The sequence below is a fragment of the Streptomyces sp. NPDC016640 genome, assembly GCF_043076215.1.
GTDB lineage: Bacteria > Actinomycetota > Actinomycetes > Streptomycetales > Streptomycetaceae > Streptomyces.
In genome coordinates, this window is the sequence record NZ_JBIBRG010000006.1 from 351,723 (window position 1) to 376,377 (window position 24,655).

At 72.0% G+C, this 24,655-nt stretch carries 23 protein-coding genes, 2 tRNA genes, 1 other RNA gene and 1 pseudogene; 10 read left to right on the forward strand and 17 right to left on the reverse strand.

The annotated features are described in order from the left end of the window. Positions 1-33 precede the first annotated feature (33 nt). Both ACF07S_RS15560 and ACF07S_RS15565 read right to left on the reverse strand, forming a co-directional pair. Positions 34-2,541, reverse strand: coding sequence for an MFS transporter (locus ACF07S_RS15560; RefSeq protein WP_391974370.1), 2,508 nt, complete (start codon positions 2,539-2,541; stop codon positions 34-36). A 13-nt stretch (positions 2,542-2,554) separates the two neighbouring features. After that, positions 2,555-3,046: a MarR family winged helix-turn-helix transcriptional regulator gene (locus ACF07S_RS15565; protein ID WP_391962528.1), complete on the reverse strand. Its 492-nt coding sequence runs from the start codon at positions 3,044-3,046 to the stop codon at positions 2,555-2,557. A gap of 187 nt (positions 3,047-3,233) precedes the next feature. Here ACF07S_RS15565 and ACF07S_RS15570 point away from each other — a divergent pair, with 187 nt between their 5' ends. Further along, on the forward strand, positions 3,234-3,428 hold the full coding sequence (locus ACF07S_RS15570) for a hypothetical protein (protein ID WP_391962527.1): 195 nt from the start codon (positions 3,234-3,236) through the stop codon (positions 3,426-3,428). Positions 3,429-3,533: 105 nt separating this feature from the next. Here ACF07S_RS15570 and ACF07S_RS15575 read toward each other — a convergent pair whose 3' ends face one another. The 8 genes from ACF07S_RS15575 to ACF07S_RS15610 all read right to left on the reverse strand — a co-directional run bounded on the left by ACF07S_RS15575 (position 3,534) and on the right by ACF07S_RS15610 (position 8,323). Then, positions 3,534-4,436: an RNA polymerase sigma factor SigF gene (locus tag ACF07S_RS15575; RefSeq protein ID WP_391962526.1), complete on the reverse strand. Its 903-nt coding sequence runs from the start codon at positions 4,434-4,436 to the stop codon at positions 3,534-3,536. 261 nt (positions 4,437-4,697) lie between these two features. Continuing rightward, positions 4,698-5,606 (reverse strand): RNA polymerase sigma factor SigF, encoded by a 909-nt coding sequence (locus tag ACF07S_RS15580; RefSeq protein WP_391974371.1) that lies wholly within the window; start codon positions 5,604-5,606, stop codon positions 4,698-4,700. Between the two features lie 165 nt (positions 5,607-5,771). Next, the gene (locus tag ACF07S_RS15585; RefSeq protein WP_391974372.1) at positions 5,772-6,065 is read right to left on the reverse strand and encodes a Dabb family protein; all 294 of its coding nucleotides are present in this window, start codon (positions 6,063-6,065) and stop codon (positions 5,772-5,774) included. Then, positions 6,065-6,241 carry a hypothetical protein gene (locus tag ACF07S_RS15590; protein ID WP_391962523.1) on the reverse strand — a complete coding sequence of 59 codons (177 nt, stop codon included), beginning with the start codon at positions 6,239-6,241 and terminating at the stop codon, positions 6,065-6,067. The genes ACF07S_RS15585 and ACF07S_RS15590 overlap by 1 nt, the downstream gene beginning before the upstream one ends. A 364-nt stretch (positions 6,242-6,605) precedes the next feature. Then, positions 6,606-6,690, reverse strand: a tRNA-Ser gene (locus tag ACF07S_RS15595). A gap of 45 nt (positions 6,691-6,735) precedes the next feature. After that, positions 6,736-7,167 (reverse strand): tRNA adenosine(34) deaminase TadA, encoded by a 432-nt coding sequence (tadA, locus tag ACF07S_RS15600; protein ID WP_391963038.1) that lies wholly within the window; start codon positions 7,165-7,167, stop codon positions 6,736-6,738. Between the two features lie 62 nt (positions 7,168-7,229). Continuing rightward, positions 7,230-7,775 carry a hypothetical protein gene (locus tag ACF07S_RS15605; protein WP_391963037.1) on the reverse strand — a complete coding sequence of 182 codons (546 nt, stop codon included), beginning with the start codon at positions 7,773-7,775 and terminating at the stop codon, positions 7,230-7,232. Positions 7,776-8,110: 335 nt separating this feature from the next. Then, complete coding sequence (locus ACF07S_RS15610; RefSeq protein WP_391963036.1) at positions 8,111-8,323, reverse strand: hypothetical protein; 213 nt, start codon at positions 8,321-8,323, stop codon at positions 8,111-8,113. 139 nt (positions 8,324-8,462) lie between these two features. On the opposite strand from ACF07S_RS15610, the gene upp reads away from it, so the two are divergent. Further along, positions 8,463-9,098 carry a uracil phosphoribosyltransferase gene (upp, locus tag ACF07S_RS15615; RefSeq protein ID WP_391962522.1) on the forward strand — a complete coding sequence of 212 codons (636 nt, stop codon included), beginning with the start codon at positions 8,463-8,465 and terminating at the stop codon, positions 9,096-9,098. A gap of 19 nt (positions 9,099-9,117) precedes the next feature. On the opposite strand, the gene ACF07S_RS15620 is transcribed toward upp, so the two are convergent. The 3 genes from ACF07S_RS15620 to ACF07S_RS15630 form a co-directional block, all read right to left on the reverse strand. Continuing rightward, entirely contained in the window at positions 9,118-9,726 is a 609-nt protein-coding gene (locus ACF07S_RS15620; protein WP_391963035.1) for a LytR C-terminal domain-containing protein, read from the reverse strand. Between the two features lie 135 nt (positions 9,727-9,861). Beyond that, entirely contained in the window at positions 9,862-10,158 is a 297-nt protein-coding gene (locus tag ACF07S_RS15625) for a type II toxin-antitoxin system VapB family antitoxin (protein ID WP_003986294.1), read from the reverse strand. Positions 10,159-10,565: 407 nt separating this feature from the next. Continuing rightward, positions 10,566-11,288 (reverse strand): siderophore-interacting protein, encoded by a 723-nt coding sequence (locus ACF07S_RS15630; protein ID WP_391974395.1) that lies wholly within the window; start codon positions 11,286-11,288, stop codon positions 10,566-10,568. 80 nt (positions 11,289-11,368) lie between these two features. On the opposite strand from ACF07S_RS15630, the gene ACF07S_RS15635 reads away from it, so the two are divergent. The 7 genes from ACF07S_RS15635 to ACF07S_RS15665 all read left to right on the forward strand — a co-directional run bounded on the left by ACF07S_RS15635 (position 11,369) and on the right by ACF07S_RS15665 (position 20,361). Beyond that, positions 11,369-14,539, forward strand: coding sequence for a GNAT family N-acetyltransferase (locus ACF07S_RS15635; protein WP_391974373.1), 3,171 nt, complete (start codon positions 11,369-11,371; stop codon positions 14,537-14,539). Continuing rightward, positions 14,536-15,015, forward strand: coding sequence for a cupin domain-containing protein (locus tag ACF07S_RS15640; RefSeq protein ID WP_391962520.1), 480 nt, complete (start codon positions 14,536-14,538; stop codon positions 15,013-15,015). Before ACF07S_RS15635 ends, ACF07S_RS15640 begins: the two co-directional genes overlap by 4 nt. Then, the gene (locus tag ACF07S_RS15645) at positions 15,012-15,782 is read left to right on the forward strand and encodes an SDR family NAD(P)-dependent oxidoreductase (RefSeq protein WP_391962519.1); all 771 of its coding nucleotides are present in this window, start codon (positions 15,012-15,014) and stop codon (positions 15,780-15,782) included. Before ACF07S_RS15640 ends, ACF07S_RS15645 begins: the two co-directional genes overlap by 4 nt. Before the next feature lie 272 nt (positions 15,783-16,054). Next, positions 16,055-17,842, forward strand: a complete 1,788-nt coding sequence (locus ACF07S_RS15650; RefSeq protein WP_391974396.1) for a copper resistance CopC/CopD family protein — start codon at positions 16,055-16,057, stop codon at positions 17,840-17,842. 56 nt (positions 17,843-17,898) lie between these two features. Then, positions 17,899-18,234, forward strand: a complete 336-nt coding sequence (locus ACF07S_RS15655; RefSeq protein WP_391974374.1) for an ArsR/SmtB family transcription factor — start codon at positions 17,899-17,901, stop codon at positions 18,232-18,234. A gap of 2 nt (positions 18,235-18,236) precedes the next feature. Then, the gene (locus ACF07S_RS15660) at positions 18,237-18,962 is read left to right on the forward strand and encodes a cation transporter (RefSeq protein ID WP_391974375.1); all 726 of its coding nucleotides are present in this window, start codon (positions 18,237-18,239) and stop codon (positions 18,960-18,962) included. A 115-nt stretch (positions 18,963-19,077) separates the two neighbouring features. Next, positions 19,078-20,361, forward strand: a complete 1,284-nt coding sequence (locus ACF07S_RS15665) for a serine hydrolase domain-containing protein (RefSeq protein ID WP_391974376.1) — start codon at positions 19,078-19,080, stop codon at positions 20,359-20,361. Positions 20,362-20,930: 569 nt separating this feature from the next. Here the strand turns inward: ACF07S_RS15665 and ACF07S_RS15670 are convergent. The 4 genes and pseudogenes from ACF07S_RS15670 to ACF07S_RS15685 form a co-directional block, all read right to left on the reverse strand. Continuing rightward, a complete protein-coding gene (locus ACF07S_RS15670; protein WP_391974377.1) occupies positions 20,931-21,467 on the reverse strand; it encodes a hypothetical protein in 537 nt (178 codons plus the stop codon). A 14-nt stretch (positions 21,468-21,481) separates the two neighbouring features. Continuing rightward, positions 21,482-23,305, reverse strand: a pseudogene (locus ACF07S_RS15675) (alpha/beta hydrolase). Positions 23,306-23,314: 9 nt separating this feature from the next. Further along, positions 23,315-23,782 carry a hypothetical protein gene (locus ACF07S_RS15680; RefSeq protein WP_391974378.1) on the reverse strand — a complete coding sequence of 156 codons (468 nt, stop codon included), beginning with the start codon at positions 23,780-23,782 and terminating at the stop codon, positions 23,315-23,317. Between the two features lie 563 nt (positions 23,783-24,345). Then, a tRNA-Ser gene (locus ACF07S_RS15685) sits at positions 24,346-24,433 on the reverse strand. Between the two features lie 72 nt (positions 24,434-24,505). Between ACF07S_RS15685 and ffs the strand changes: the two genes are divergently transcribed. Then, positions 24,506-24,604: signal recognition particle sRNA small type (gene ffs / locus ACF07S_RS15690), an RNA gene on the forward strand. Positions 24,605-24,655 lie beyond the last annotated feature (51 nt).

Sequence of the window (24,655 nt, forward strand, 5' to 3'; positions counted from 1 at the left end):
GAACGCGCCCGCCCGCCACGGGCCGGGACCCGGTCACCCGCCCGGGTGGGCGAGCTCGATGTCGTGGTCGTCGGCGCCGGTGCCGGTGACCGTCAGGGCGGTGGCCACCGGCGGGTAGCCCGAGGCGATGACGGTGTACTCGCCGCCGTCCAGGTCGGTGAAGGCGTACGCGCCGTCCGCACCGGTCGTCGCCGTGCGGACGACGTTGCCCGCCGCGTCGACCAGGGTGACCCGGGCGTCGGCCAGCGGGCCGTGCGGGGCCCGGACCACGCCCCGCACCAGGGCGCCGGTCTCCAGCTCGACCGCGATCCGGGTCACGCCGGTGCCGCCCACCTCGACGGGCAGCGCGCGCGGCCGGTACCCGGCGGCGTTCACCGCCACGGTCACCGCGCCCGGCACCAGCTCGGTGAAGGAGAACTCGCCCTGCTCACCGGTGTTCCCGGTGGCCAGCAGGTCCCCGCGCACATCGGTGACGATCACCATCGCGTCCGCCACCGGCAGTCCGCTGCCGGCGGCGCGGACCAGTCCGGTCAGTCCGCCGGTACCGCTGAGCAGGATGTCGTGGGCGACCGGTTCGCCGTTCACCACGACCGTGGACGCCTGCGGCTGGTGGCCGTCGGCGGCGGCGATCAGGACGTACGACCCGGTGCCGGGGGCGTCCACCGCGTAGGAACCGTCGGGCTGTGCCACCGACCGGCCCAGCTGGCGCCCCGCGAGGGAGATCAGCGTGACGGCCGCCCGAGGCACGGGCGTGCTGTCGGCGCCCCGCACGTGACCGCGCACCGGGATGCCGCCGCCGGTGGACTCCCGCGGGCGGGCGACGGTGGCGACGGCGGACGGGAACGGCGTGGTCGCGCCCTCCGCGGCGGCCTCCGGGCCGGGGACGCGGCCGGCGGACGCGCCGGGCGCCTCCGCGGCGGCCTGGGCCGGGGCCCCGGTCCTTTCCTGCCCCGCCTGGGCCTGCGCGCCCGAGGTCCGCAGCGGGACCTCCTTGATGAACAGGGTCACCAGGAAGGCGAGCAGGGCGATCGGGGCGACGTAGAGGAAGATGTCGGCGATGCCGTGCCCGTAGGCGCTCTCCAGCCACTCGCGGATGCCGTGGGGCAGCAGGTCCATGTCGGGGATCGCGCCGCTGCCGGAGGCCTCGGCGGCCGCCGCCCGCTCCCGCGGGCTCAGCTGCCCGATGGTGTCGGAGGCGTAGTGGCTGATCCGGGTCGACATGACCGAACCGAGCACCGAGACGCCCACCGCACCGCCGAGGGACCGGAAGAACGTCACGACCGAGGAGGCCGCGCCCAGGTCGCCCGGGGTCACCTGGTTCTGCGTGCACAGGACCAGGTTCTGCATCATCATGCCGACGCCGAGGCCCATCAGCGCCATGAAGACCGCGAGGTGCCAGTACGGGGTGTCGTGGCGCATGGTGCCGAGCAGGCCGAGGCCCGCCGTCAGCAGCACGCCGCCGGCCAGCAGCCAGCCCTTCCACCGGCCGGTCCTGGTGATGATCAGGCCGGAGGCCGTGGACGACACGAACAGGCCGCCGATCATCGGGATGGTCATGACGCCGGACATGGTCGGGGACTCGCCCCGGGCCAGCTGGAAGTACTGGCTGAAGTAGACGGTGCCCGCGAACATCGCGATCCCGACGAACAGCGAGGCGAGCGAGGCCAGCGTGATGGTGCGGTTGCGGAACAGGCGCAGCGGGATGATCGGCTCGGCGGCCCTGTTCTCGACGAACAGGAAGACCAGCGTCAGCGCGAACGCGCCGCCGACCATGGCGCCGGTCTGCCAGGACATCCAGGCGTACTTGTCGTCGGCGAAGGTGACCCAGACGAGCAGCAGGCAGACGGCCGCGGTGACGAAGAAGGCACCGGCCCAGTCGACCTTGACCCGACGCCTGACCACCGGCAGGTGCAGCGTCTTCTGCAGCACGATCAGCGCGACGAGCGCGAAGGGCACACCGACGTAGAGGCACCAGCGCCAGCCGAGCCAGCTGGTGTCGGTGATGACACCGCCGAGCAGCGGACCGCCGACGGTCGCGACGGCGAAGGTCGCGCCCAGGTAGCCGGAGTAACGCCCGCGCTCCCGCGGGGAGATCATCGCGGCCATGATGATCTGCGCCAGCGCGGACAGGCCGCCGGCCCCCAGACCCTGGATGACGCGGGCGGTGATCAGCATCTCCGGGTTCTGCGCGAGGCCGGCGACGACCGAGCCGACGACGTAGACGATCAGGCCCACCTGGACCAGGGCCTTCTTGCTGACCAGGTCCGCGAGCTTGCCCCACAGGGGGGTGGAGGCGGTCATCGCCAGCAGCGAGGCGGTGACGACCCAGGTGTAGGCGCTCTGGCCGCCGCCGAGGTCGCCCACGATCTCGGGCAGGGCGTTGGTGACGATGGTGGAGGACAGGATGGCGGCGAACATGCCGAGCAGCAGCCCGGACAGGGCCTCCATGATCTGCCGGTGCGTCATCGGAGCGTGGCTTTCCGAGGCGCCTCCCCCGTGCTTGGCATGAGCCCGCACACCGGCTGGTGTGGTCGTTGCCATGGACTTCCTTCTCTTATGTGCTTGCGGGTGTACGGGTGGTCCGTCCGGGGCCGGGAGCCGCCGGCCGGGGCAGGGACCGGGAATCGCCGAAGCTGTCCCTGAGCCGCGCCATCAGCTCGGTGAGCCGGCCGACCTCCTCGTCGGACCAGTCGGACAGGCGCTCGGCGAGCAGCCGGGTGGTCCGCCGGAACAGCTCGTCGAGCCGGGTCCGGCCGGCCGGGGTCAGGCGCAGGATGCGGGAGCGCTTGTCGGCGGGGTCGGGGGAACGCTCGATCCAGCCGCACTCGGCCAGGTGGGCGACGTGGCGGCTGGTGACCGACAGGTCCACCGACAGCAGCTCGGCGAGCTTGCTCAGGCGCATGTCGCCGTGGCGGCCGAGCAGCGTCAGCACGGCGGCGGAGCCACTCGGGCAGTCGGCCGGCATGATCCGGTTCATCTCCCGCTTGACGGCGCCGAAGGCACTGAACTGTCGTACGAGTTCCTCGTACTGCACCGGCTCGGCCATGACACCTCCCTGTTTGTTGCTTAGAGCAACCATAAAATTGATGGTTGCTACAGGCAAGAAAAAAAGGGGACGTCATGGCTCAAAAAGTTGGCAAAGGCAAGTAATAGCACCGGTAAACGCGCAGGTGGCGACGGCTTTCCCTGCCCCGCTTGGGCCGCTCGTCGGGAGTTCGCTAGGGTCTCGGGACATGGCTAACACCCAGGGCCCCCAGGGCAACCACGACCCCGCCGGCAGCACCCAGATGTTCCGCGCGTTCGTCGACGAGGCCCCGCAGGGCCGGCCGGCCGCCGCGACCGGAGGCGGTCCGCGGATCGGTCTGATCGTCGGCATCGTCGTCGCCGTGGCGGTCGTCGCGGCGGTGGCCTGGCTCGCGCTGAAGTAGGCGACAAGGCGGCGGCCGCCGTCGCGCCCGTGCGGGGCGCCCCGGCGGCCACTGACCGATACCGAGTGCGGAGCGTCCGGCCGGCGCCCCGCTGTCCGGTCTGCCTCAGTCCGAGATGAGGCCGTCCCGCAGTTGTGCGAGCGTCCGCGTGAGCAGCCGCGAGACGTGCATCTGGGAGATGCCGACCTCCTCGCCGATCTGCGACTGGGTCATGTTGGCGAAGAAGCGCAGCATGATGATCCGCCGCTCACGGGGCGGCAGCTTGGCGAGCAGCGGCTTGAGCGACTCGCGGTACTCCACGCCCTCCAGCGCCGTGTCCTCGTAGCCGAGCCGGTCGGCGAGCGAGCCCTCGCCGCCGTCGTCCTCGGGGGCGGGGGAGTCCAGTGAGGACGCCGTGTAGGCGTTGCCGACGGCGAGCCCGTCGACCACGTCCTCCTCCGACACGCCCAGCACGGCGGCGAGTTCGGTGACCGTGGGCGAGCGGTCCAGCTTCTGGGAGAGCTCGTCGCCGGCCTTCGTGAGCGCCAGGCGCAGCTCCTGCAGCCGGCGCGGCACCCGCACCGACCACGAGGTGTCGCGGAAGAACCGCTTGATCTCGCCGACCACCGTCGGCATCGCGAACGTCGGGAACTCCACGCCCCGTTCGCAGTCGAAGCGGTCGATCGCCTTGATCAGCCCGATGGTGCCGACCTGGACGATGTCCTCCATCGGCTCGTTGCGCGAGCGGAACCGCGCCGCCGCGTACCGCACCAGCGGGAGGTTGAGCTCGATCAGGGTGTCCCGGACGTAGGCGCGCTCCGGGCTGTTCTCGTCGAGCGCGGCGAGCCGCAGGAACAGGGAACGGGACAAGGTGCGGGTGTCGAGGGCCCCCGTCTCCGGGAGGTCCGGAGCGGGTGCGGCCGGGAGGGCCGGGCCTTCGTCGATGGGGCCGAGTGTGTCGAGAGCATGGGGAGCTGTTTCGCTCTCCGCGAGCGTGAGCACCTTCGAGCTGCCCTGTTCTGCGGACATGCCACCCCCTTTGGGTCGCGGGACGGTCGCGGCGGACGCTCCCGTCCGGGGAACGCAGCCTTCACCTGAATACCGGCGCCGAGGCTCCGGCAAACGCGCTTCCCGCAGAATGTCACATGTCGGCAACGCGCTGTAGTGACATGTCGACATCCGGGATGCGAATCGGCCCTGGAAACAAAGGGTCTGACGGTGTTTCGGCCCAGAAACGCACAGAACGGCACTGGTGAGCGATTCGCTCGTTCCGCCTACGCCTCGTTCCGCCTACGCCTCGATCCTGTTCGCCGACCGCAGCCGCTGGAAACTGCGGGCCAGCAGACGGGACACGTGCATCTGCGAGACGCCGAGTTCCGCGCTGATCTGGGACTGGGTGAGATTGCTGTAGTAACGCAGCAGCAGGATGCGCTGCTCCCGCTCGGGCAGCTGGACGAGCAGGTGCCGGACCAGATCGCGGTGCTCGACGCCGTCCAGGGCGGGGTCCTCGTAGCCCAGCCGGTCCAGCAGCCCGGGCATGCCGTCGCCCTCCTGGGCGGCCTCCAGCGAGGTGGCGTGGTACGACCGTCCGGCCTCGATGCAGGAGAGCACCTCCTCCTCGCTGATGCGCAGCCGTTCGGCGATCTCGGCGGTCGACGGGGAGCGTCCGAAGGCGGTCGTCAGGTCCTCGGTCGCGCTGTTGACCTGCACCCACAGCTCGTGCAGCCGGCGCGGTACGTGGACGGTGCGGACGTTGTCACGGAAGTACCGCTTGATCTCGCCGACCACCGTCGGCATCGCGAACGTCGGGAACTGCACCCCCCGGTCGGGGTCGAAGCGGTCGATGGCGTTGATGAGCCCGATGGTGCCGACCTGGACGACGTCCTCCATCGGCTCGTTGCGGGAGCGGAAGCGGGCGGCGGCGTAGCGCACCAGCGGGAGGTTGGCCTCGATGAGCGCCGCGCGCACCCGGGTGTGCTCCGGCGTGCCCGGCTCCAGTTGCTTGAGCTGTCCGAAGAGCACCTGGGTCAGGGCACGGGTGTCGGCGCCGCGCCGCTTGGCCGGGGACTGGGGGGCGGCCGGGGATGGTGGAGTGGCCGGCGACGGGGGCGTGGCGGGGGGCTGGGGCGCGTCAGGGGCCTGGAGCGCGTCGGGGGACACCTCGTCCTGGGGTGGCGCAGTACTGGCCGACACGGTCAACGCCACCTCTTTTTGATCAACCCATCCGTCAAAAGCGGTCATAGCATCACAAGACTGACTCACTGTGTGCAAGCACCGCATATTCCGTGTTGAGGGACACGTGCGTGCGTACGGCACGGGAAAGCCCCCCGCCGTCACGGCAGGGGGCGTCCGGGAGGCAGGGCGTCAGAACTCGTAGTCGGCGATCACCCACGTGGCGAACTCCCGCCACAGTCCGACCCCCGCCTGGTGCTCCGGGTGCTCCACGTACCGGCGCAGCGCCTCGGTGTCCTCGAACGCCGAGTTGATGGCGAAGTCGTGGGCGATGGGACGGTCGCTGATGTTCCAGGCGCACTCCCAGAAGCGGATCTCCGGGATCTTGCCGCCGAGCGAGCGGAAGGCCTCCACGCCCTTCACGACCCTCGGGTCGTCGCGCTCGACGCCCTCGTTCAGCTTGAAGAGCACCAGGTGGCGGATCATCACTTTCCTCCGTTGGCGAGCCAGGTCATGAAGTCGCCGACGGCCTGCGCGGCGTCGGAGATGCCCTCGAACGCTATCTGGACGTAGTCGGCCGCCTTGGCCGGGTCCGTGATGATCACATAGAGGGTGAAGACCACAAGGACGTAGACGACGACCTTCTTCGCGTTCACCGCCATCGCGGCCCTCCCCCTGTCGCTGATGTGCGCTGGTGTCACATGCGTCGGCGGGCCCATGATCGCACGAAGGGTCCCGTCCGACGACGAAACCCTTCACCAGGGGCAACGGAGGGAGGCGAACCCCCGGTGACCGGCGCCGGACGCGTTTCGGACCCGCTTCCCGCCGGTTCACGGCCTTGCCGCCCGGGAGCCCCGCCACGGCGTGTTCCCGGCGCCCGCCCCGAGGGGCTGCGGCGGGACGGACGGCCGAGGTGGCCGGGGGGACGGCCGGGGAGGTCGTGAAGGCGGCCGGAAGGCGCCGTGAAGACGGCCGTGGGACATGACGAAGGGCCCGGCTCGATGAGCCGGACCCTTCGTCCACCAGCGGTAGCGGAGGGATTTGAACCCTCGGTGACTTGCGCCACACTCGCTTTCGAGGCGAGCTCCTTCGGCCGCTCGGACACGCTACCGAGGGAGACCTTACAGCACGGTGGGGCATGCTCCGAAATCGGTTTTCACCGGTGCCGGAAGAACTCGCTGAGCAGCCGGGAGCACTCCTCGGCGAGCACGCCCTCGATCACTTCGGGCCGGTGGTTGAGCCGCCGGTCGCGGACGAGGTCCCAGAGGGAGCCGACCGCGCCCGCCTTCTCGTCCCGGGCGCCGTAGACGATCCGGTCGACCCGGGACTGCTGGATCGCGCCCGCGCACATCGTGCACGGCTCCAGCGTGACGACCAGGGTGCAACCGGCCAGCCGCCACCGGCCGAGCCCGGTGGCGGCCCGCCGGACGGCGAGCACCTCGGCGTGTGCCGTGGGGTCGCCGCCGGCCTCGCGCTCGTTGTGGGCGGAGGCCAGCACGGTCGAGCCGTCCGGGGCGAGCACGACGGCGCCGACGGGGACGTCCCCGCCCCGGACGGCCCGTTCGGCCTCGTCCAGGGCGAGTCGCATCGCCGCCCGCCACCGGTCGCGTACCGGATCCGGATCCGGCGCGGGTGGGGTGGTGGGCACGGTCAGCGGACGGTCTCCAGGACCTCCGAGGCGCCGAGGGCCTCGGCGATCTCGTTGACGGCGTCCTCGGTCAGTGCACGCAACTCCTTCTCGCTCACGCCCAGGTCGTCCAGGACCTGCGCGTCGCCGACCGGTCCGTGCGGCACGGTGTCGGCGGAGCCGGAGGGGGCGGGGACGTCGTCGGCGTCCTCGTCGTCCGGTTCACCATCCTCCGTGCCGTCGAGGTCGAGGTCGAGGGCGTCCAGGTCGGGCCCGTCGGTTTCGGGTTCGCGGCCGAGCAGCTCGTCGGTGAGCAGGATCTCGCCGTAGCTGCTGCGGGCGGCTGCGGCGGCGTCGGAGACGTAGATCCGGGGATCCTCCTCGCCGTCCACGCGGACGACTCCGAACCACCCCTCCTCCTGCTCGATCAGCACGAGCACCGTGTCCTCGTCGGGAGAGGCTTCCCGGGCCAGGTCGGCCAGATCCGACAGGGTTTCCACATCGTCGAGCTCTGTGTCGCTCGCTTCCCACCCGTCTTCGGTGCGCGCGAGCAGTGCGGCGAAGTACACCGTGACTCTCCCACTGGTCATAGGTGTGCCGGTTGGGGGTCCCCCCGGCGGAGGTGTGCGGGCGGGGACCGGTGCTCCGAGCCCCACCCATTCGGAATCGTGGCAGAAACAAGGCCGTCAGGGGACGTCTTCGGCTCCCTGTGTCCGGCACTTTCGATCGCAGTTCGCCGAGTGGGCCCAGCGAGGACCCGCCGGCGGACTCGTTGCCGCCACGTGCGGATCGTACGCGGCTTCACCCGCCTTCTCCGCACGGCCACTTCACCAGACGCCCACAAGTTCCGCGATCTTCCCGGATCCGCGGTGCCGGCCGGCGCTCCGGCAGCCGGGGCCGGTCCCTACCAGCGGAAGGTGCGCATGCGCATGACGTAACGCAGCCGGGCGGCCTTCGCGCGGCGTGGCTGGACCCTGTCGCGCAGCTCCCGGGCCTCGGCGAGCTCGCGCAGGAACCGGGCGCGGCGCCGTCGTCGCTCGGCCTCCGTCTCGGCTTCCGCCCCGGCCGGGCCGGAGGTCCGCTGCGTCGACGGATCGTCTCGTTCCCGCTCAGGCAATTGATTCACCACCCCAGTCCGTCCCTCCCACCTTCCCCCGGACGGGCGGTTCGACGCCAGCGAAAGAGCGGCGGTGGCCCGGGAGGCCTGTCGCACACGGGGGCGCCGGGGCCCATCGGGCCCGGTTAATGTTGGGGACATGCGTCTCCACGTCGTCGACCACCCCCTGGTCGCCCACAAGCTCACCACGCTGCGCGACCAGCGCACCGACTCCGCGACCTTCCGCCGTCTCGCCGACGAGCTGGTCACCCTGCTCGCCTACGAGGCCACGCGCGACGTGCGCACCGAACAGGTCGACATCCGGACGCCGGTCGAGGCGACCACGGGCGTCAAGCTCTCCCACCCGCGTCCGCTGGTGGTGCCGATCCTGCGGGCCGGTCTCGGCATGCTGGACGGCATGGTCCGGCTGCTGCCGACCGCCGAGGTGGGCTTCCTCGGCATGATCCGCAACGAGGAGACGCTGCAGGCCTCGACGTACGCCACGCGGATGCCGGAGGACCTCTCCGGGCGTCAGGTGTACGTCCTGGACCCGATGCTCGCCACCGGCGGCACGCTGGTCGCGGCGATCCAGGAGCTGATCAAGCGCGGCGCGGACGATGTGACCGCCGTGGTGCTGCTGGCCGCGCCGGAGGGCGTGGAGATCATGGAGCGAGAGCTGGCCGGTACGCCGGTGACGGTCGTGACCGCGTCGGTCGACGAGCGCCTCAACGAGCACGGCTACATCGTGCCGGGCCTCGGTGACGCGGGGGACCGTATGTACGGGGCGGCCGAGTAGGCCCGCGGGCCCCGCGTCCTCAGCAGTTCTTCCTCGAGGCGGGCACCGGCTCGGGCGCGGCCAGTGCGGTCAGGGCCCGGTCGGCGTCCGCCTTCTCCGTCAGCCGCTGGAAGGCGTCGCCGATGACGAGATCGACCTCGGCGCCCTTGCGGGCGGGGTCGGTGAGGCGTTCGGCGTCGGCGAGCTGGGTGCCGAGCACCCGCAGCGAGGTGTCCAGGGCGGTGGCGGGCCCGAGCAGGACACCGGTGCCCTTGACCTTCTTGTCGTACTCCTTGGTCGCGTTGGCGACCTCGCCGATCGTGAATCCGCGCTTCTTCAGTTCGTCGGCGGTCTTCTGGGCGAGGCCGCCGCGGGTCGTGGCGTTGAGGACGTTGACCGTGATCGCCCGGGGCTCGGGGAGCGGTTTCGGAGCGGCCGCGGGGCTCGCGCCCGTGGCGCAGGCCGCCTTGATGCGGGCCGCCGGGGCGGAGTGGCCGCCGGTGAACACGTCGATGAGCTGCAGCGTGCCCCAGCCGCCCACACCGAGCACGGTGACGGAGGCGACGGTCAGGACCACGAGCCTGCCGCGCCGCCGGGGCCGGCGCATCCGCGGGTACCTGTCACCCGTGATCCGGTACTGGCCGCCCATGCCGGGAGGTGTGAGCATGCTCATGGGCGCAGCGTAGTGCGCCCGGGCGGCTGTGCCTACTAGATGATCATTCGACGGTGCACAGTCCAACCCGAAAGGGCCAAACCCGCCCGTGGCAGGGACGCCGGAGGGACGTCAGCCCAGTTCGAGGACGCGGGCGTGGAGCACCTGGCGCTGCTGGAGCGCCGCCCGCACCGCGCGGTGCAGTCCGTCCTCCAGGTACAGGTCGCCCTGCCACTTCACGACGTGCGCGAAGAGGTCGCCGTAGAAGGTCGAGTCCTCGGCGAGGAGGGTCTCGAGGTCGAGTTGCTGCTTGGTCGTCACGAGCTGATCGAGGCGGACCGGGCGCGGTGCGACGTCCGCCCACTGCCGGGTGCTCTCCCGGCCGTGGTCGGGGTACGGCCGGCCGTTTCCGATGCGCTTGAAGATCACACGGAAAGCCTACCGGCCAAGACGTTCCGGGCGCAGCCATGGCGACGCGGTGCGACGCTCGAAAAGGTGCCGGAAAACGGGGCGAAGCGGGAACGGGTGTCCGAGACGAACGATCGCGGGACCACGTCGCCGGCCACCGCTCCCGATGCGCCCGGCAGCGCCCCGCGGTCCCCGCGGAAGCCCTGGGGACCGCCTCCGGTCACACCTCCACCGGGCCCGCGCTCGACCTGGGCGTCCTGGTGGGGGACGGGCCGTGCCGCCCTCGAAGGCCTGCTCCGTCGGGATCCGCCGGTCCAGCGGCAGCCGGTCGGCGGCGGCGAGCGGGCCGCGGCCGAGCGGCGCGCCGGCGCCGGGGCCTGAGCGAGGTGAGCAGCGACGTCCGTGCCCCGGTGGGCGCGCCGCGCGGCTCAGCTCGCGCGCCAGTACCCCAGCGCGTGCGTCCGCTGCCTGGGGACCCCCAGCTCCTTGCGCACGAACGCCGAGAGCGCCCGGGTGGTCGCGGTGTCGCAGGCGATCCACACGTACGGGTTCCCGCCGGCCCGCAGCAGCTCGGGCAGATCGGCCCGCACCCGTTCGAGCAGCGCCGCCCCGCCCTCCCGCCGGGGCACCTCGCGCACCTCGTGCCGGCCCGGTTCGGCCCGGCAGGGCAGCCCGTCGAGGCTGCCCTCGAACCAGACGGTCGCGGGCGCCGGACCCAGCGCTCCGAGCAGGGAGTTGAGGGCCGGCAGGGAGGCCGGGTCGCCGATCGCGAAGACGTGCGAGGGGGCGGGGCTGGGCTCCTCGAAACCCGTGCCCTGCACCGTCGCCTCGATGGTGTCCCCGGGCTTCGCCGCCCTGGCCCAGTCGCTGGCACGCCCCTCGTGCAGTGCGAACTCGAGGCTGAAGGTGCCGTCCTCCGGGTCCGGGTCGACCAGGGTGTACGCCCGCTGGTGCGGCCTGCCGGCGTTGTCGAACCACAGCCGCACCCACATCGTCGGGTGGACGCCGGTCGTCGCCAGCATTCCGCCGTCGGTGAAGCGCACCCGGCGGTAGTCCGCGGTGACGTCCTCGGCCGCCGTCACGGTGAAGGAGAAGTCCCTCGCCCGCAGCAGCTTGAGGACCGCGCCCTCCCAACCCCGCCCCTGCCCCATCACGTCCTCACCCTTCGCGTACGATTTCGCCACGGCCAAGCTACTTAGGGCAGCCTAACCTAAAGTGAAACGAGGGCGCAGTGAACGGCGAGATCTTCCGGGACCCCTGGGGCATCCCGCATCTGCGCGCGGACGACGCGAACGCACTCGCGCGCGTCCAGGGCCGGGTCACCGCCCTCGACCGGGCCTGGCAGCTGGAGGTCGAACGGCACCGCGCCCAGGGCACCTCGGCCGCCTTCCTCGGCCCCGACGCCCTGCCCTGGGACCGCTTCGTCCGCCGCGCACGCCTGGCCGACACGGCACGCCGTTGTTTCGCGGCGCTGGAACGGCGGGACCCGGAGACGGCGCGGTGGGTACGGGCGTACGTGGACGGAGTCAACGAGGGGCTGGCGTCCGCCGGGGAGGCGGTCGCGCGGCAACCGTCCGCGGACCCCGCACCACGGTCGGGCGCACCCGCCGGCCATGCGGCCGGGCCGGCCGAGAACCGCCCGGCTGTCCCGGCCCACGGCCCCGCCGGTGCCGCGCCGCCCGCCCCTGGTGCCGCCGGCGCCGCGACCCGCGCCGACGGTCCCGGCGACCCAGCCGGTCCCACAGGTCCCACAAATCCCACAGGTCCCACAGGTCCCGCCGTTTCCGCCGGTTTCCCCGACCCGGCGGACAGCGACACCGGCGGCGCGGCCGCCCCGGCCGTCGACACCGCCCCCGAGTTCGTCCGGGCCGGCCTCGCTCCCGGTCGTTGGGAACCCTGGACCCCGCTCGCGGTGTGGCTCGCCACCCACATCCTCTTCGCTGGCTTCCCCGCCAAGCTCTGGCGCGAGCACGTCAGCACCCACCTCGGCGCGGACGCCGTCGCCCTGTTCGCCACCGACGGCCCCGGCACCGCGGGCAGCAACGGCTGGCTGGTCACCGGGGAACGCACCGTCACCGGGCACGCGATCATCGCCGGGGACCCGCACCGTTTCATCGAGGACCCCGGCGTCTACCAGCAGATCCGCCTCTCCTGCCCCGAGTTCGACGTCGTCGGCCTCGCCGTGCCCGGCGTCCCCGGCATCGCCCACTTCGGCCACACCGGCACGGTCGCCTGGGCCATCACCAACGCCATGGCCGACTATCAGGACCTCTACCGCGAGCGGCTGCGGCGCACCGGCGCGGGCGTGGAGGCGCTCGGCCCGGACGGGGTGTGGCGCCGGGCCGCCCGGCACACCGAGACGATCGAGGTGGCGGGCGAGGAGCCGGTCGAGGTCGAGGTCATCGAGACCGACCGGGGCCCCGTCGTCATCGGCGGTCCCGAGGGCCTCGACGACGGCGTGCCCGAGCCCGGCGAGCCCCCGGTCGCCATCGCCCTGCGCCACCCGCCCCGCGTCACCGGCGACCTCGGTTTCGGCGCCCTGCTGCCGCTGCTGCGCGCCCGCCGGGCCGCCGACGTCGACGCGGCCGTCGAACGGTGGGCCGAACCGGTCAACGTGGTCCTCGCCGCCGACACCGAGGGCGGCACCCTGCACCGGGTGGCCGGCCGGGTCCCGGTGCGCTCCACGGCCAACCGCACCCGCCTGGTGCCCGCGTGGGAGCCCGGTCACGAGTGGCGGGGCTGGCACGAGCCGCCGCGCGCCGGACTGACCGACGGGATCGCCGTGATGGCGAACCAGCGCGGCCCGGCCACCCCCCTCGGCGTCGAGTTCGCCCCGCCGCACCGCGCCGACCGCATCGCCGCGCTGCTCACCGTGCGGCACTCCTGGTCCGCCACCGACATGTCGGCCGTCCACACCGACACCCACCTCGCCTCCGCCGCCGCCCTGCTGGACCACCTCGCCGCGCTCGACGGCCTGAGCGCCCCGGCCGCCGCCCTGCGCGACCGCCTGCTGCGCTGGAACCGCCACATGGACGCGGACAGCGCCGACGCGGCGGCCTACGCGGCGGTGCGCGGCGCGGTCGTACGGCGGCTGGCCGCGCACCCGGCGTTCGCCGCGCTGCGCACGCCGCCCGCGTACCCGGCGGTGTTCCTGCCCTGGCTCGCCCTGGTCCCGCGCGTCGGCTTCGCCCTCGAACACCTCCTGCGCGCGCCGCGGCTGTACGGCGTCGACCGCCCGGCGGAGGTACGCGCCGCGCTGGAGGAGGTGGCCGCCCGGCCGCCCGCCGGCACCTGGGGCGACACCCACCGCCTGGCGCCCTGGCGTGCCCTGCCGCCCGCCACGCCGTACGACGAACCCGGCCTGTCCGGCGACCACGACTGCGTGCTGTGCACCTCCCCCGTGCCCGGCCTCACCGACCTCGCCGCGCGCGGCCCCGCCGCCCGCTACGTCTGGGACCTGGCCCGCCGCGAGGACAGCCGCTGGGTGGTGCCGCTGGGCACCTCGGGCGTCCCCGGCTCCCCCCACCACCGCGACCAGCAGCCCCTGTGGGCCGCGGGCGACCTCGCCCCGGTCGTCACCGACTGGGACCGGCTGCACAGGCAGGCCGACGCGCCCCGGCGTACCACCGCTGCACCCCGCCCGGCCCCCGAGCCCACCACCGGGACCGGCGGCGACCGCCCGGCCCCCGGTCCCACCCAACGCCCGGCCCCCGGGACCGACGGCGGACGCCCGGCTCCCGAGACCGGCGAACCGCCGAGGCGCGGTACCCGTGAACGACCGACGAGGAGAGCGATGTCCGACCCGTACGCCGCCCGCACGGCCGTTCACGAGCAGCACGTCGACGGCTTCGGCTCCGTACGCGTGCTGCCGCTGGACCCGACCGCCGACGCGCCCCTCCTGCACCACTGGGTGAGCGGGGAACGCGCCGCCTTCTGGGGCATGAACGGGCTCACCGAACCGCAGGTCGCCGAGATCTACGCCCACCTGGACACCCTCGACACCCACCACGCCTACCTCGTCCTCAAGGACGGCGAACCGGCCGCGCTGTTCCAGACCTACGAACCCGCGGCCGACCGCGTCGGCGAGTGCTATCCCGTCGAGCCCGGCGACATCGGCGTCCACCTGCTGCTCGCCCCGGCCGGGCCGGACGGGGCGCGTTCCGGCTGGACGAGGGGGCTGCTGGCCGCCCTCACCTCGTTCGTCCTGCTGGGCCTGGACCGCCGGCGGGTCGTGGTCGACCCGGACGTCGCCAACGAGAAGGCGATCGCCCGCTTCCTGCGGCAGGGCTTCACCGTGGGCCCCGCGGTCGACCTGCCGGAGGTCGACCTGCCCGACGTGTACCTCCCGCAAAAGAAAGCCCAACTCGCTTTCCTCACAAGGGATGTAGCCTTCGGCGGGTGACCCCTGACGAGATCGTTGCCCATTACGGACTGGAGCCGATCCCCCGCGAGGGCGGACGGTTCCGGCAGACCTGGGCGGGACCCGAACGGCCGGACGGCGCGCCCGAGGGCACCGCCATCGTCGTCCTGCTCACCGACGCCCCCGGCGACTACTCCGCCCTGCACCGTCTGCCCACCGACGAGATCTGGCACTTCTACCTCGGCGACCCGCTCGAGTTCCTCCTCCTCGCCCCGGACGGCACCTCCCGCACACCCGTGCTGGGTCCGGACATCCTCGGCGGCCAGCACGTCCAGCTCACCATCCCCGCCGGCACCTGGATGGCGGCGCGGGTGACGGCCGGCGGCTCCTGGACGCTCTTCGGCTGCACCATGGCGCCCGGCTTCACCTACGAGGGCTACGAACACGGCGACCCGGCGGAACTGGCCGCGCGTTACCCGGACCGGGCGGCGCTGATCGCGGAACTGGGCCGCCCGTGAGCGGGCAGGGTCTGCTCCGGGGGCAGGTCGCCCTCGTCACCGGCGCGGGCGGCGGCATCGGCCGGGGCATCGCGGAGCGGTTCGCCGAGGAGGGCGCGGCCGTCGCGCTGCACTGCCGCACGTCGGTGGAGTCCGCGCAGGGCACCGCCGACCGCATCCGCGCGGCGGGCGGTGAGGCCGTCGTCCTGCGCGCCGACCTCACCGACGAGGACGCCTGCCACCGCCTGGTGGCCGAGGCCGCCGAGTGGGGCGGGGGCCGGCTGACCGCGCTCGTCAACAACGCGGGCGTCCAGCCCGTCCGGGAACTCGCCGACATGACCGCGGCCGAGTGGCGCACGGTCGTGGACACCAACCTCACCGGCGTCTTCGCCTGCACCCAGGCGGCGGCGCGGCTCATGCGGGACGGGGGCGGCGGCTCCGTCACCCACATCGCCTCGGTCGAGGCGCACAGCCCCGCGCACGCCCACGCCCACTACTGCGCCTCCAAGGCGGCGGTGGTGATGCACGCCCGCTCGGCGGCCCTGGAGTACGGCCCGTGGGGCGTGCGCGTCAACACGGTCTCGCCCGGCCTGATCGACCGGGAGGGCCTGGCCGACGCCTGGCCGGAGGGCGTGCACCGCTGGCGGCAGGCGTCCGCCGTGGGCCGGCTCGGCCGCGCGGAGGACGTCGGCGACGCCTGCGTCTTCCTGGCCTCCCGGATGGCGTCCTGGGTGACGGGCCACGACCTGGTGGTGGACGGAGGGGTCTCGGCCCGGCCCACCTGGTGATCCCGGCGCCGGGGCCGGCCGGGTCCCCCCGACTTCCACCCGGCGGTGAGCACGCCCGGTCCGCCGTCCGTACGTAACCCGTAGCCGGACGGCCGGGAGGCGGGTACGACGTGGAGCGGCGGCACAGCGGGGCGGCGGGCGACCGCGGAGGCGGTCCCGGTCGTGGCCGGGTCCGGGAGCGCGGCGACGGCCGTGGACCCGGGCGTGATCGCGGCCGGGAGCGCGGTGACGGTCGGGAGCGCGGTCGCGGGAGGCGGCGGCTCCGGGGACTGCTGTCGCTGGGCGCCACCCTGGTGCTGCTCCTCCTCGGCGGCGCGGCCCCGGCGAGCGCCCACGCCGCCCTGCGCGGCACGGACCCCGAGGACAAGAGCGTCGTCGAGTCCGCGCCCCGGCACATCACCCTGACCTTCACGGAGTCCGTCGGCCTGCTCGAGGACTCCTTCCGTATCTACGGCCCCGACAACCGCCGGGTCCCCCTGGGCGGGCCGCAGCACGCGGACGGCGCCTCCGACACCGCCCGCACCGAACTGCCCGGCGGCCTCGCCGACGGCACCTACACGGTGGCCTGGCGGGTGGTCTCCGCCGACAGCCACCCGGTCTCCGGCGCCTTCACCTTCTCCGTCGGCGAACCCTCGCCCACTCCGCCCGCGGTGCCCGCGACCCCCGACGAGCACCCGGTCACCGCGAGCCTCTACGACACCGGCCGCTATCTGGCGTACATCGCCGCCGCGCTGCTGATCGGCACGGCGGCGTTCGCGGGGCTGTGCCGTCCACCGGACACCGCCCCGCTGCGGGCGGCGCTGCTCACCGGCTGGTGGACCCTGCTGACGGCCACGGTCGCCCTGCTCGTGCTGCGCGCCCCCTACGAGACCGGTACGGCGCCGGGCACCGCCCTCGACCCCTCCGCCGCAGCCCGCACCCTCACCGGCCGCCCCGGCCTCGCCCTGCTGGTCCGGCTGGTCCTGCTCCTGCCGGCGGCGGCGGTCCTGTCACGGTCGGCCCGGTACCGCGCACCGGACGGCCGTACGCCCCCGGCCCGTCTGGCGGCGGGCGCCGCCCTGGCCGTCGCCCTGGCCCTGACCTGGGCGGCGGCCGAACACGCCTCCGCCGGGATCCAGGTACCGGTGGCGATGGCCTCGTCCGTCCTCCACCTGCTGGCGACGGCGTGCTGGCTCGGCGGCCTGACGGCCCTGCTCCTCACCCTCTGCCGCGCGAAGACCCCGCCGCCGGTGGCCACGGTCACCCGCTTCTCCCGCCTGGCCCTCTGCTCGGTGACCGTCCTCGTCGTCACCGGCCTCTACCAGTCCTGGCGCGGCCTGGGCTCCTGGAGCGCGCTCACCGACTCGTCGTACGGCCGCGTCCTCACGGTGAAGCTCGCCGCGACGGTCCTCCTGCTGTCGGCGGCGGCCCTGTCACGCCGCTGGACGACCGCCCTGGCGACGGCCAGGACACCGGTGGAGGCGGAGGCGGAGGTCCGGACACGGGCCCTGGAACCGGCGGGAGCGCCCGGCCCGGCACCACAGCCGGACCCGTCCGGCCCCGGCACCCACTCGCCGGACCCGGACCTCCGTCGCCGGGCCCTGCGCCGGTCCGTCCTGGCCGAAGCGGCCGTGGCCGTCGTCGTCCTGCTGATCACCACGGTGCTGACCGGCACCCTCCCCGCCCGCGCGGAGTCCGAGGCGGCGAAGGCCCCCCGCCCGCAGGTGGCCGGGCTCCCCGGGGCGTCGGCGTTCACGATCCCCTACGACATCGGCACGCCCGGCGGCCGGGGGACGGTCCAGATCGCCATGGACCCGGGCCGGGTGGGCGAGAACGGCCTCCAGGCGGTGGTCTTCGGCCCCGACGGCGGACTGACCTTCGTGCCGGAACTCCGCCTCTCCTTCACCCTCGCCGCCAAGGACATCGGACCCATCGACGCGAAGATCACCGACCGCGGTGGCTACTGGGCCGCCAACGACCTCAACCTCCCCCTCGAGGGCACCTGGACGATGAAGCTGACGATCAGGGTCTCCGAACTGGACCAGGTGAGCGAGACCCGAGAGGTGCGCATCACCCGCTGACGTGAGCCTGTCCATTCAGATTTTCTTGAATTCACAATTTCCTGTACTGTCGTGGCATGCCGACCACTGTCCCGGACATCGAGGTGCTGGTCCGGTTCGGGCGCGCGCTCGCCGATCCGATCCGCTGCCGCATCCTGCTCGCGCTGCGGGAGGCTCCCGCCTACCCGGCCGATCTCGCCGACACCCTCGGCGTCTCGCGCACCCGGCTGTCGAACCACCTGGCGTGTCTGCGCGACTGCGGCCTCGTCGTCACCGTCCCCGACGGGCGCCGCACGCGCTACGAACTCGCCGACGCCCGCCTCGGTCACGCGCTCGACGACCTGCGCACCGCCGTGGTCGCCGTCGAGACCGGCCGGACCTGCCCGGACGCCGACGCGCAGGGGTGCTGCTGACCATGGCCGCGGAGATCTCCCCGGCGCCCGGCGGCGGTCCGGCCCGCCGGGACGTGCTGACCCGCCGGATACGGCTGCTGGTCGCCGCGACCATCACCTACAACGTCGTCGAGGCGACCGCAGCCCTCACCGCCGGCACCCTCGCCTCCTCCACCGCCCTGATCGGTTTCGGCCTGGACTCCGTGATCGAGGTGTCCTCGGCCGCCGCGGTCGCCTGGCAGTTCTCGGCGCGTGACGACGCCGTACGGCAGGCGCGCGAGAAGATCACGCTACGGATCATCGCCGTCTCCTTCCACACCCTGGCCGCCTACGTCGCCATCGACGCCGTACGGGCGCTGGCCGGGCCCGGTGACGCCGAAGGCTCCGTACCCGGCATCGTCCTCGCGGCGCTCTCCCTGGCCGTGATGCCGTTCCTGTCCGCCGCCCAGCGCCGTGCCGGACGCGAACTCGGCTCGGCGAGCGCGGTCGCCGACTCCCGGCAGACCCTGCTGTGCACGTACCTCTCCGCCGTCCTGCTGGCCGGGCTGGTCCTCAACGCCGCCCTGGGCTGGTCCTGGGCCGACCCGATCGCCGCCCTGGCCATCGCCGGCATCGCGGTGAAGGAGGGCCGCGACGCCTGGCGGGGCGAGGGCTGCTGCGCGGTTCCCGGCGCACCGGCCTCCCCGCCCGGTGCCGAGGCCGGTGCCGAGGGCTGCGGCTGCCGCCCCGGGGCCGACTGCTGCGCCTGAGTCAAGACCCCCGGTGTCGCCGGCCTCACGGGCCCGGGCCGGGAGGTATCCCCACCCCGGCTCCGGAGGCTGCCTCCATGGGCGTGGCCGCTCCGCCCCGGCAGAGTGGGAGCGCATGAAGGCAACAGTGAAGACCTCGCGGGCCCGGCTCGCCACCGCCGCCGTGCTCGCTGTCGCCGTCGCGTCCACGGCCCTCGCGCCGGGTGCCGCGGCAGCCTCCCACCCGGCCCCAGCGGCCCCCGAGGCCCACCCGGCCCCAGCGGCCTCCGCAGCCGGCCGGCTCACCTCACGGCAGCTCCAACGCGAGACGGCCCGCGTCCTTCGGGAGGGCGGGTTCGTCGGCATCACGGTGCGGGTGCGCGACGGCGCCCGCACGGTGCACGCCCGGGCGGGCGAGGCCGAGCTGCACACCGGCCGCCCCGTGCCGCCCGGGGCGGAGTTCAGGATCGGCAGCGTCACCAAGACGTTCGTGGCCACCGTGGTGCTGCAACTCGTCGCCGAGGGCCGCCTGTCCCTGGACGACACCGTCGAGCACTGGCTGCCGGGGGTGGTGAGCGGCAACGGCAACGACGGCAGCCGCGTCACCGTCAGGAACCTGCTGCAGCACACCAGCGGCATCCACGACTACGGCCCCGAGGAGGACACCGGGAACACCGCGGCCGACTTCGAGCGGACGAGATACGACCACGTGAGCCCCGAGCAGATGGTCGCCGGCGCGATGCGTCACCGGCCGGACTTCCCGCCCTCACCGGCCGACGACCCCGAGCCCGACTGGAACTACTCCAACCCGGGATACGTCCTCGCCGGCATGATCGTCGAGAAGGTGACCGGGCGGCCCTGGACCGAGGAGGTACGCGACCGCATCATCCGCCCGCTCGGCCTGACCGGCACCTACGCCCCGGGCGACGACCCGCACCTGAAGCCGCCGCACGCGCACACCTACCACCGGTTCCCCGGCTCGGCCGCCTGGACGGACACCACGGACAGGAACGTCTCCTGGGCGGACGCGGGCGCTTCCCTCGTCGGCACCGAACGCGACGTGGACCGCTTCTTCGCCGCCCTGCTCGGCGGGCGCCTGCTGCCCCCCGCCCAGCTCGAGGAGATGCGCGGGACCGTGCCCGTCGGCAAGGACCTCGCCGTGGGGTTTCCCGGCCTGCGGTACGGCCTGGGACTGATGCGGCAACCGCTGACCTGCGGCGACAGCACCTGGGGCCATGGCGGGGACCTGGAGGGGTTCACGGTGCGCACCGGCTTCACCGCGGACGGGCGCCGCTCGGTCGTCGTCGTCGCCAACGGCACCGGCAGCGACCACGAGCGGCTGCTCGCGGCCGAGCGTGCCGTCCGCGGACTCGTGGACCGCACCCTGTGCACCGGCCCGCAGGCACACGCGCCGCACTGAGCCGGACAGCGCCGAAGGGTCCCACCGCGAACGGCGGGACCCTTCGGCATCGTTGATCAGAGGTACCCCGACCCGCGGCGGAGCGGGGCCGGGAGCAGGCGGTGGACGGCGCTGAACGGCTTGAGCGCGGACGGGGCCGTGACGGAAGGGTCTGCGAGCGGTGCCGATCCATTCATTGGCCTGAGGTGCAGTCACCCGACGGACTCTCCGTACCGTAGGCAAAATCGGTGTCTGAAGGTGACCGCGCCAACCGCAAGAGAGCGCGGCGAGAGGAAGCTACCACCCGGTAATCGCGGCTGTGCAGGGACGGCCGCGACATCGGGTCGCACTCATGTCGACCTGGGAAGGCTTTCTCGCTTCTCGGAGTGGATGTCGGCACACACCCTTCGGCACGAGGCAGCGCTTCACCCTGGTTCTTGCCCGCGCGCTCCGTGACGCAAGACCGGCGTCGGACGCCTTCGAGCGTGCCCGGGAGAAGCCGAGTCCGACCAGGACGCCAACCTGCCCCACGCCGACCAGGTAACTGCCCTGGAGGGGAAGCCTCCGCGCTCAGCTTCCGGACCCCTGCGTCAGCTTGAGAGAGGTGCGGCGCTCGACCAGAACGTGGACTTCACGTTCGGCGCCGGCAACTCCTGCTTCGAGTAGTCGGGGCCGTTCGGCTTGCTCGTCGGCTGAGAAACCTCGGACTCCTCCACACACGGGGTGGTAACGCTCAGATGGGCTTGGCCGTTGGGCCCGATCAGGACTTCGAGCTGGAAGCCGTCCTGTGTCTTGAAGTGGGCCACGAGCCCGTTCGGACTCGTGGCGACGAGCTTGTAACCCTTGCTCTTCCAGTGGCGCTCCAGCACGCCGAGGAAGCTGCCACGCCGCTCGGCAGAGATGATCGTCATGACGGCACGATCACGGTCTACATAGCAGTCACCCGGCATGGAGTACCGATGTGTCCACTCAACGGGAGGCTTGATGGCCGCAAACGCCTCGTCCAGGATCCTGTCCGCCCTGTCGGCGGCCTCTTGCAGGTTCATCTTCGATTGGTTTTCCTTGCTTGAGGACGTGGAACCCGTCGTGCCACATCCGGCAAGAAGCAGTGCCAGTACTGCGGCCACTGCAACCCTTTCCCTCATCGTGGCGTCCCCCTTATGACGTATTCCGGGTACCCCGCGACAATGGCAGCGATGTTTTGCGCGGAGACCTTGTCCTTCCCTTCTTCCGGAGAGAAGTAATTGCTGTGGGCTTCGATGTCCAGCTTCGAATTCAAAATGTCGGGGAAGGACGGCTGGACAAGTTCCGGCCCGGGCAGGGTCTCGAATCTGTTGGCGCCGAACGCTTTGCTCGCCGGATCCTTGCCGAACCAGATGTCGTCGTCACCCTGGTCAGCGACCTCTCCTCCGAGGTACGCGCCAAGCGGCCCTCCCCCGAAGAATCCCATGGTTCCTGCCGCAGCTTCCTTCGACGAAGGGAGCTTGGTGACGATGTCGTTCTCCGCCGCGCCCACCCACACGTGATCCTTTCCCACACCCAGGTCCTCCGCCTTGTCGACGCCGACGCCGGGACTTCCGACGAGGATGATGTCGTCAGCGCCAGGAATACCTCCCGCCTCCTGCGTGGCGCCCCCCACCAGCCGAGAACCGTAGGAATGTCCGATGGCGGTGATGTGAGGATCGGAATTCTCGTTGGTTGCCGAAATTCCCCCCATGAAGCTGTTGTAAGCGGGGGCACCGCGCTCGGCGTCGTCCACAGTCATCACATCGATCGACTGAGGTGCATCGTAGCCGAGCCATACGATCGAAGATGAGGATGCATCGAACTTCTGGGCTTCCACAGCCGTATAGAAGGCGCGTTTCACCGTGCCATCGGCAAATTAGGAATCGAGTTTGGTGCCCAAGCCGGGCGCATAAGCCGAGACGTTCTTCGAGGTGTCAGGATTTCCGTAGGCGACGATCGCCCTCCCGTTCCCCTCGAGACCGACACCCAGGAGAAACATGGGTGGCTGACTTCCCGCGTTGAGCTTGTTCTGAATGCCTTTCAGTCCTTCGAGCTTTTCTTTGGACGCCTCGTCGTGCTGGCCCTCCAGCTGCGCGATGAGGAGGTGGATGTTCTCCCGGTTCGCCTCGTCCCGGACCGTCGACGGGATGCCGTCCAAGTTGCCGATGACCTCCGGGAAGGCCGTCTTGTACTCCTCGCGCTCCTCATCGCTGAGGTTGTCCCACCACTCTTTGCGGTCAGCCGGTGACTTGTCCAGCGGGATATGATCCTGGAGGTATCCACTGGCCGCTGATTTCACAGCATCGACATCGGATGCTACGTCCGCCCATGTCTTGGTGCCGACGTCCAGCCCCGGCGCTGCCTTGAGCTTGTTCAGCGCCTTGCCGTACCGATCGTCGATCTCCTGTGCTTCCCGTACGGCGTGGGCGATGCGGTCGGCGATGTCCACGGCTCTGGCATGGTGCGGGTTCGGGTTCTTGAACCGGGGATTGTTCGGCACCAGCCCCGGTGATTGAAAGCCTGTGTCGTTGCCGGTGATCAGGCCGTTGTTGCCCAGGACTGTGCCGCCGGGGATCGGCTCACCAGTGAGCTCGTTCTTACCGCCGGCGGGATACGTGATGGTGCCGTCCTCGTTGACGGTGTATGCGAGCGCTGCCGCATCGTCCAGTGCCTCAGTCAGACGCCGCTTAGGAGCGGTGATCTCGGACGAGAAGCCATCGAGAGCTCCAGTGATCAGGCCGCACTCGACCTGGGTGTAGTGGAAATTCTCCGACAGTTTCCGCAGCTGCTTGAGTGCCGCGTCCGCGGCCTCGCCCTCGTTGGCCTTCTGCATGGCCGTGGTGATCTGCTTGTCGATGCGGTCCATGGCCGCGTTGGCCATGCCGCTGACCGCGCGATACCCGTCCGCTGCCTCCGCGTACTCGGTCGGCTTGAGGGCCTTGAGCGTCAGGTGGTCCATGTCTGCGGGTCACCGCCCCTTGGCCTGGCCACCGGCGGGCGTGTCCTCGTAGTACTCGGTCCTCAGCTTGGCGATCTCGGCCTTGACGGCCTCGTCGGTCCGTAGCTGGTCGTTGCCCGCCTTCTCCAGTACGCCGGCAAGCCCGTCGCACACCTCGCTCATGTCCTTGACATAGCGCTTCCAGGAGTCATAGACGTCCTGCTGGGCCACCGCGGTCAGGCACCCGGATCCCTTCCCGAGCCCCGTCTGGCCCAACTCCGCCTTCACCCACGCCCTGCCAAGGCCCTCCCGTAACGACTTGACGCCTTCCCCCGCCTTGGTCCACGCCGCCCTGTCGGACCTCAGATTGAGGACGCCGCCGCCACTGCCACCGGAGCCGGTGCTGCCTTGGTCGGCGGGCAGTTGGTCGAGCTGCATCTGCGTGGTGTGCCGCTCGGCCGCTGCGACCTTGAGCTGCTCCCATTCCTCCCACGCCATGCGTGGTCCCTCCCCGTGTCCTGATCGTGCGTCGTCGAGTGGATGTGAACTTGTGACCGCAGCGCTGTGGTGGCCGAGACGTACCGTAACGCGCATGCATCACGTGCCCCTCCGTATTGGCCACCATGGCGTCTGAGCGTCTGTACTCAGACGGAACCCGGTCCTCGACCGGTCGGTGTGACGCTGTCCGATGTGCCCGGGGGCGAGCACGAGGGCGGCGTGGAACTCGTTGGTATATGGGGGAATCGACCGGTTGCGGTCGCGGAGTTCGGGAGTGCAGCCGCTGGTGCCCGACGCCTGCATACGACGGCGGAAACCGCGATCGCGGCTCCGAGCAGTCCGACGGCGCCGCATCTTCGCCGACGAGGAGCCGGGCGTCCTCGACCTGCTCCGGAACGGGGAACCGTGCGCGTCCTTCCAGGTGTGAAGGGCCTCACCCGGATCCGAGTGAGACCGAGCGGTGCCCGCGATCGACGGCAACGGCAACCAGAATTGCAACCACGCATGTCGAAGGGCCCCACCGCAAGCGGTGGGGCCCTTCGACATCGTGCCCGGTGAGGCACTGGCGGAGGATACGAGATTCGAACTCGTGAGGGGTTGCCCCCAACACGCTTTCCAAGCGTGCGCCCTAGGCCTCTAGGCGAATCCTCCGGTGGGAACATTACATGACCGAGAGGAGTGCTCGCGAACTCGTTCCCCGCCCGCGACATGGGGTAGCCTCTGCGTAGCCCCTCACGCGGCGCTATCTGACTGAACTCCCCCAGGGCCGGAAGGCAGCAAGGGTAGGTCGGCTCTGGCGGGTGCGTGGGGGGCGCTTGCGTTTCCCGGCGGGACGGCGCGGGTGTCATGCCCCGCCCGGCGTCCGCCCGGGCC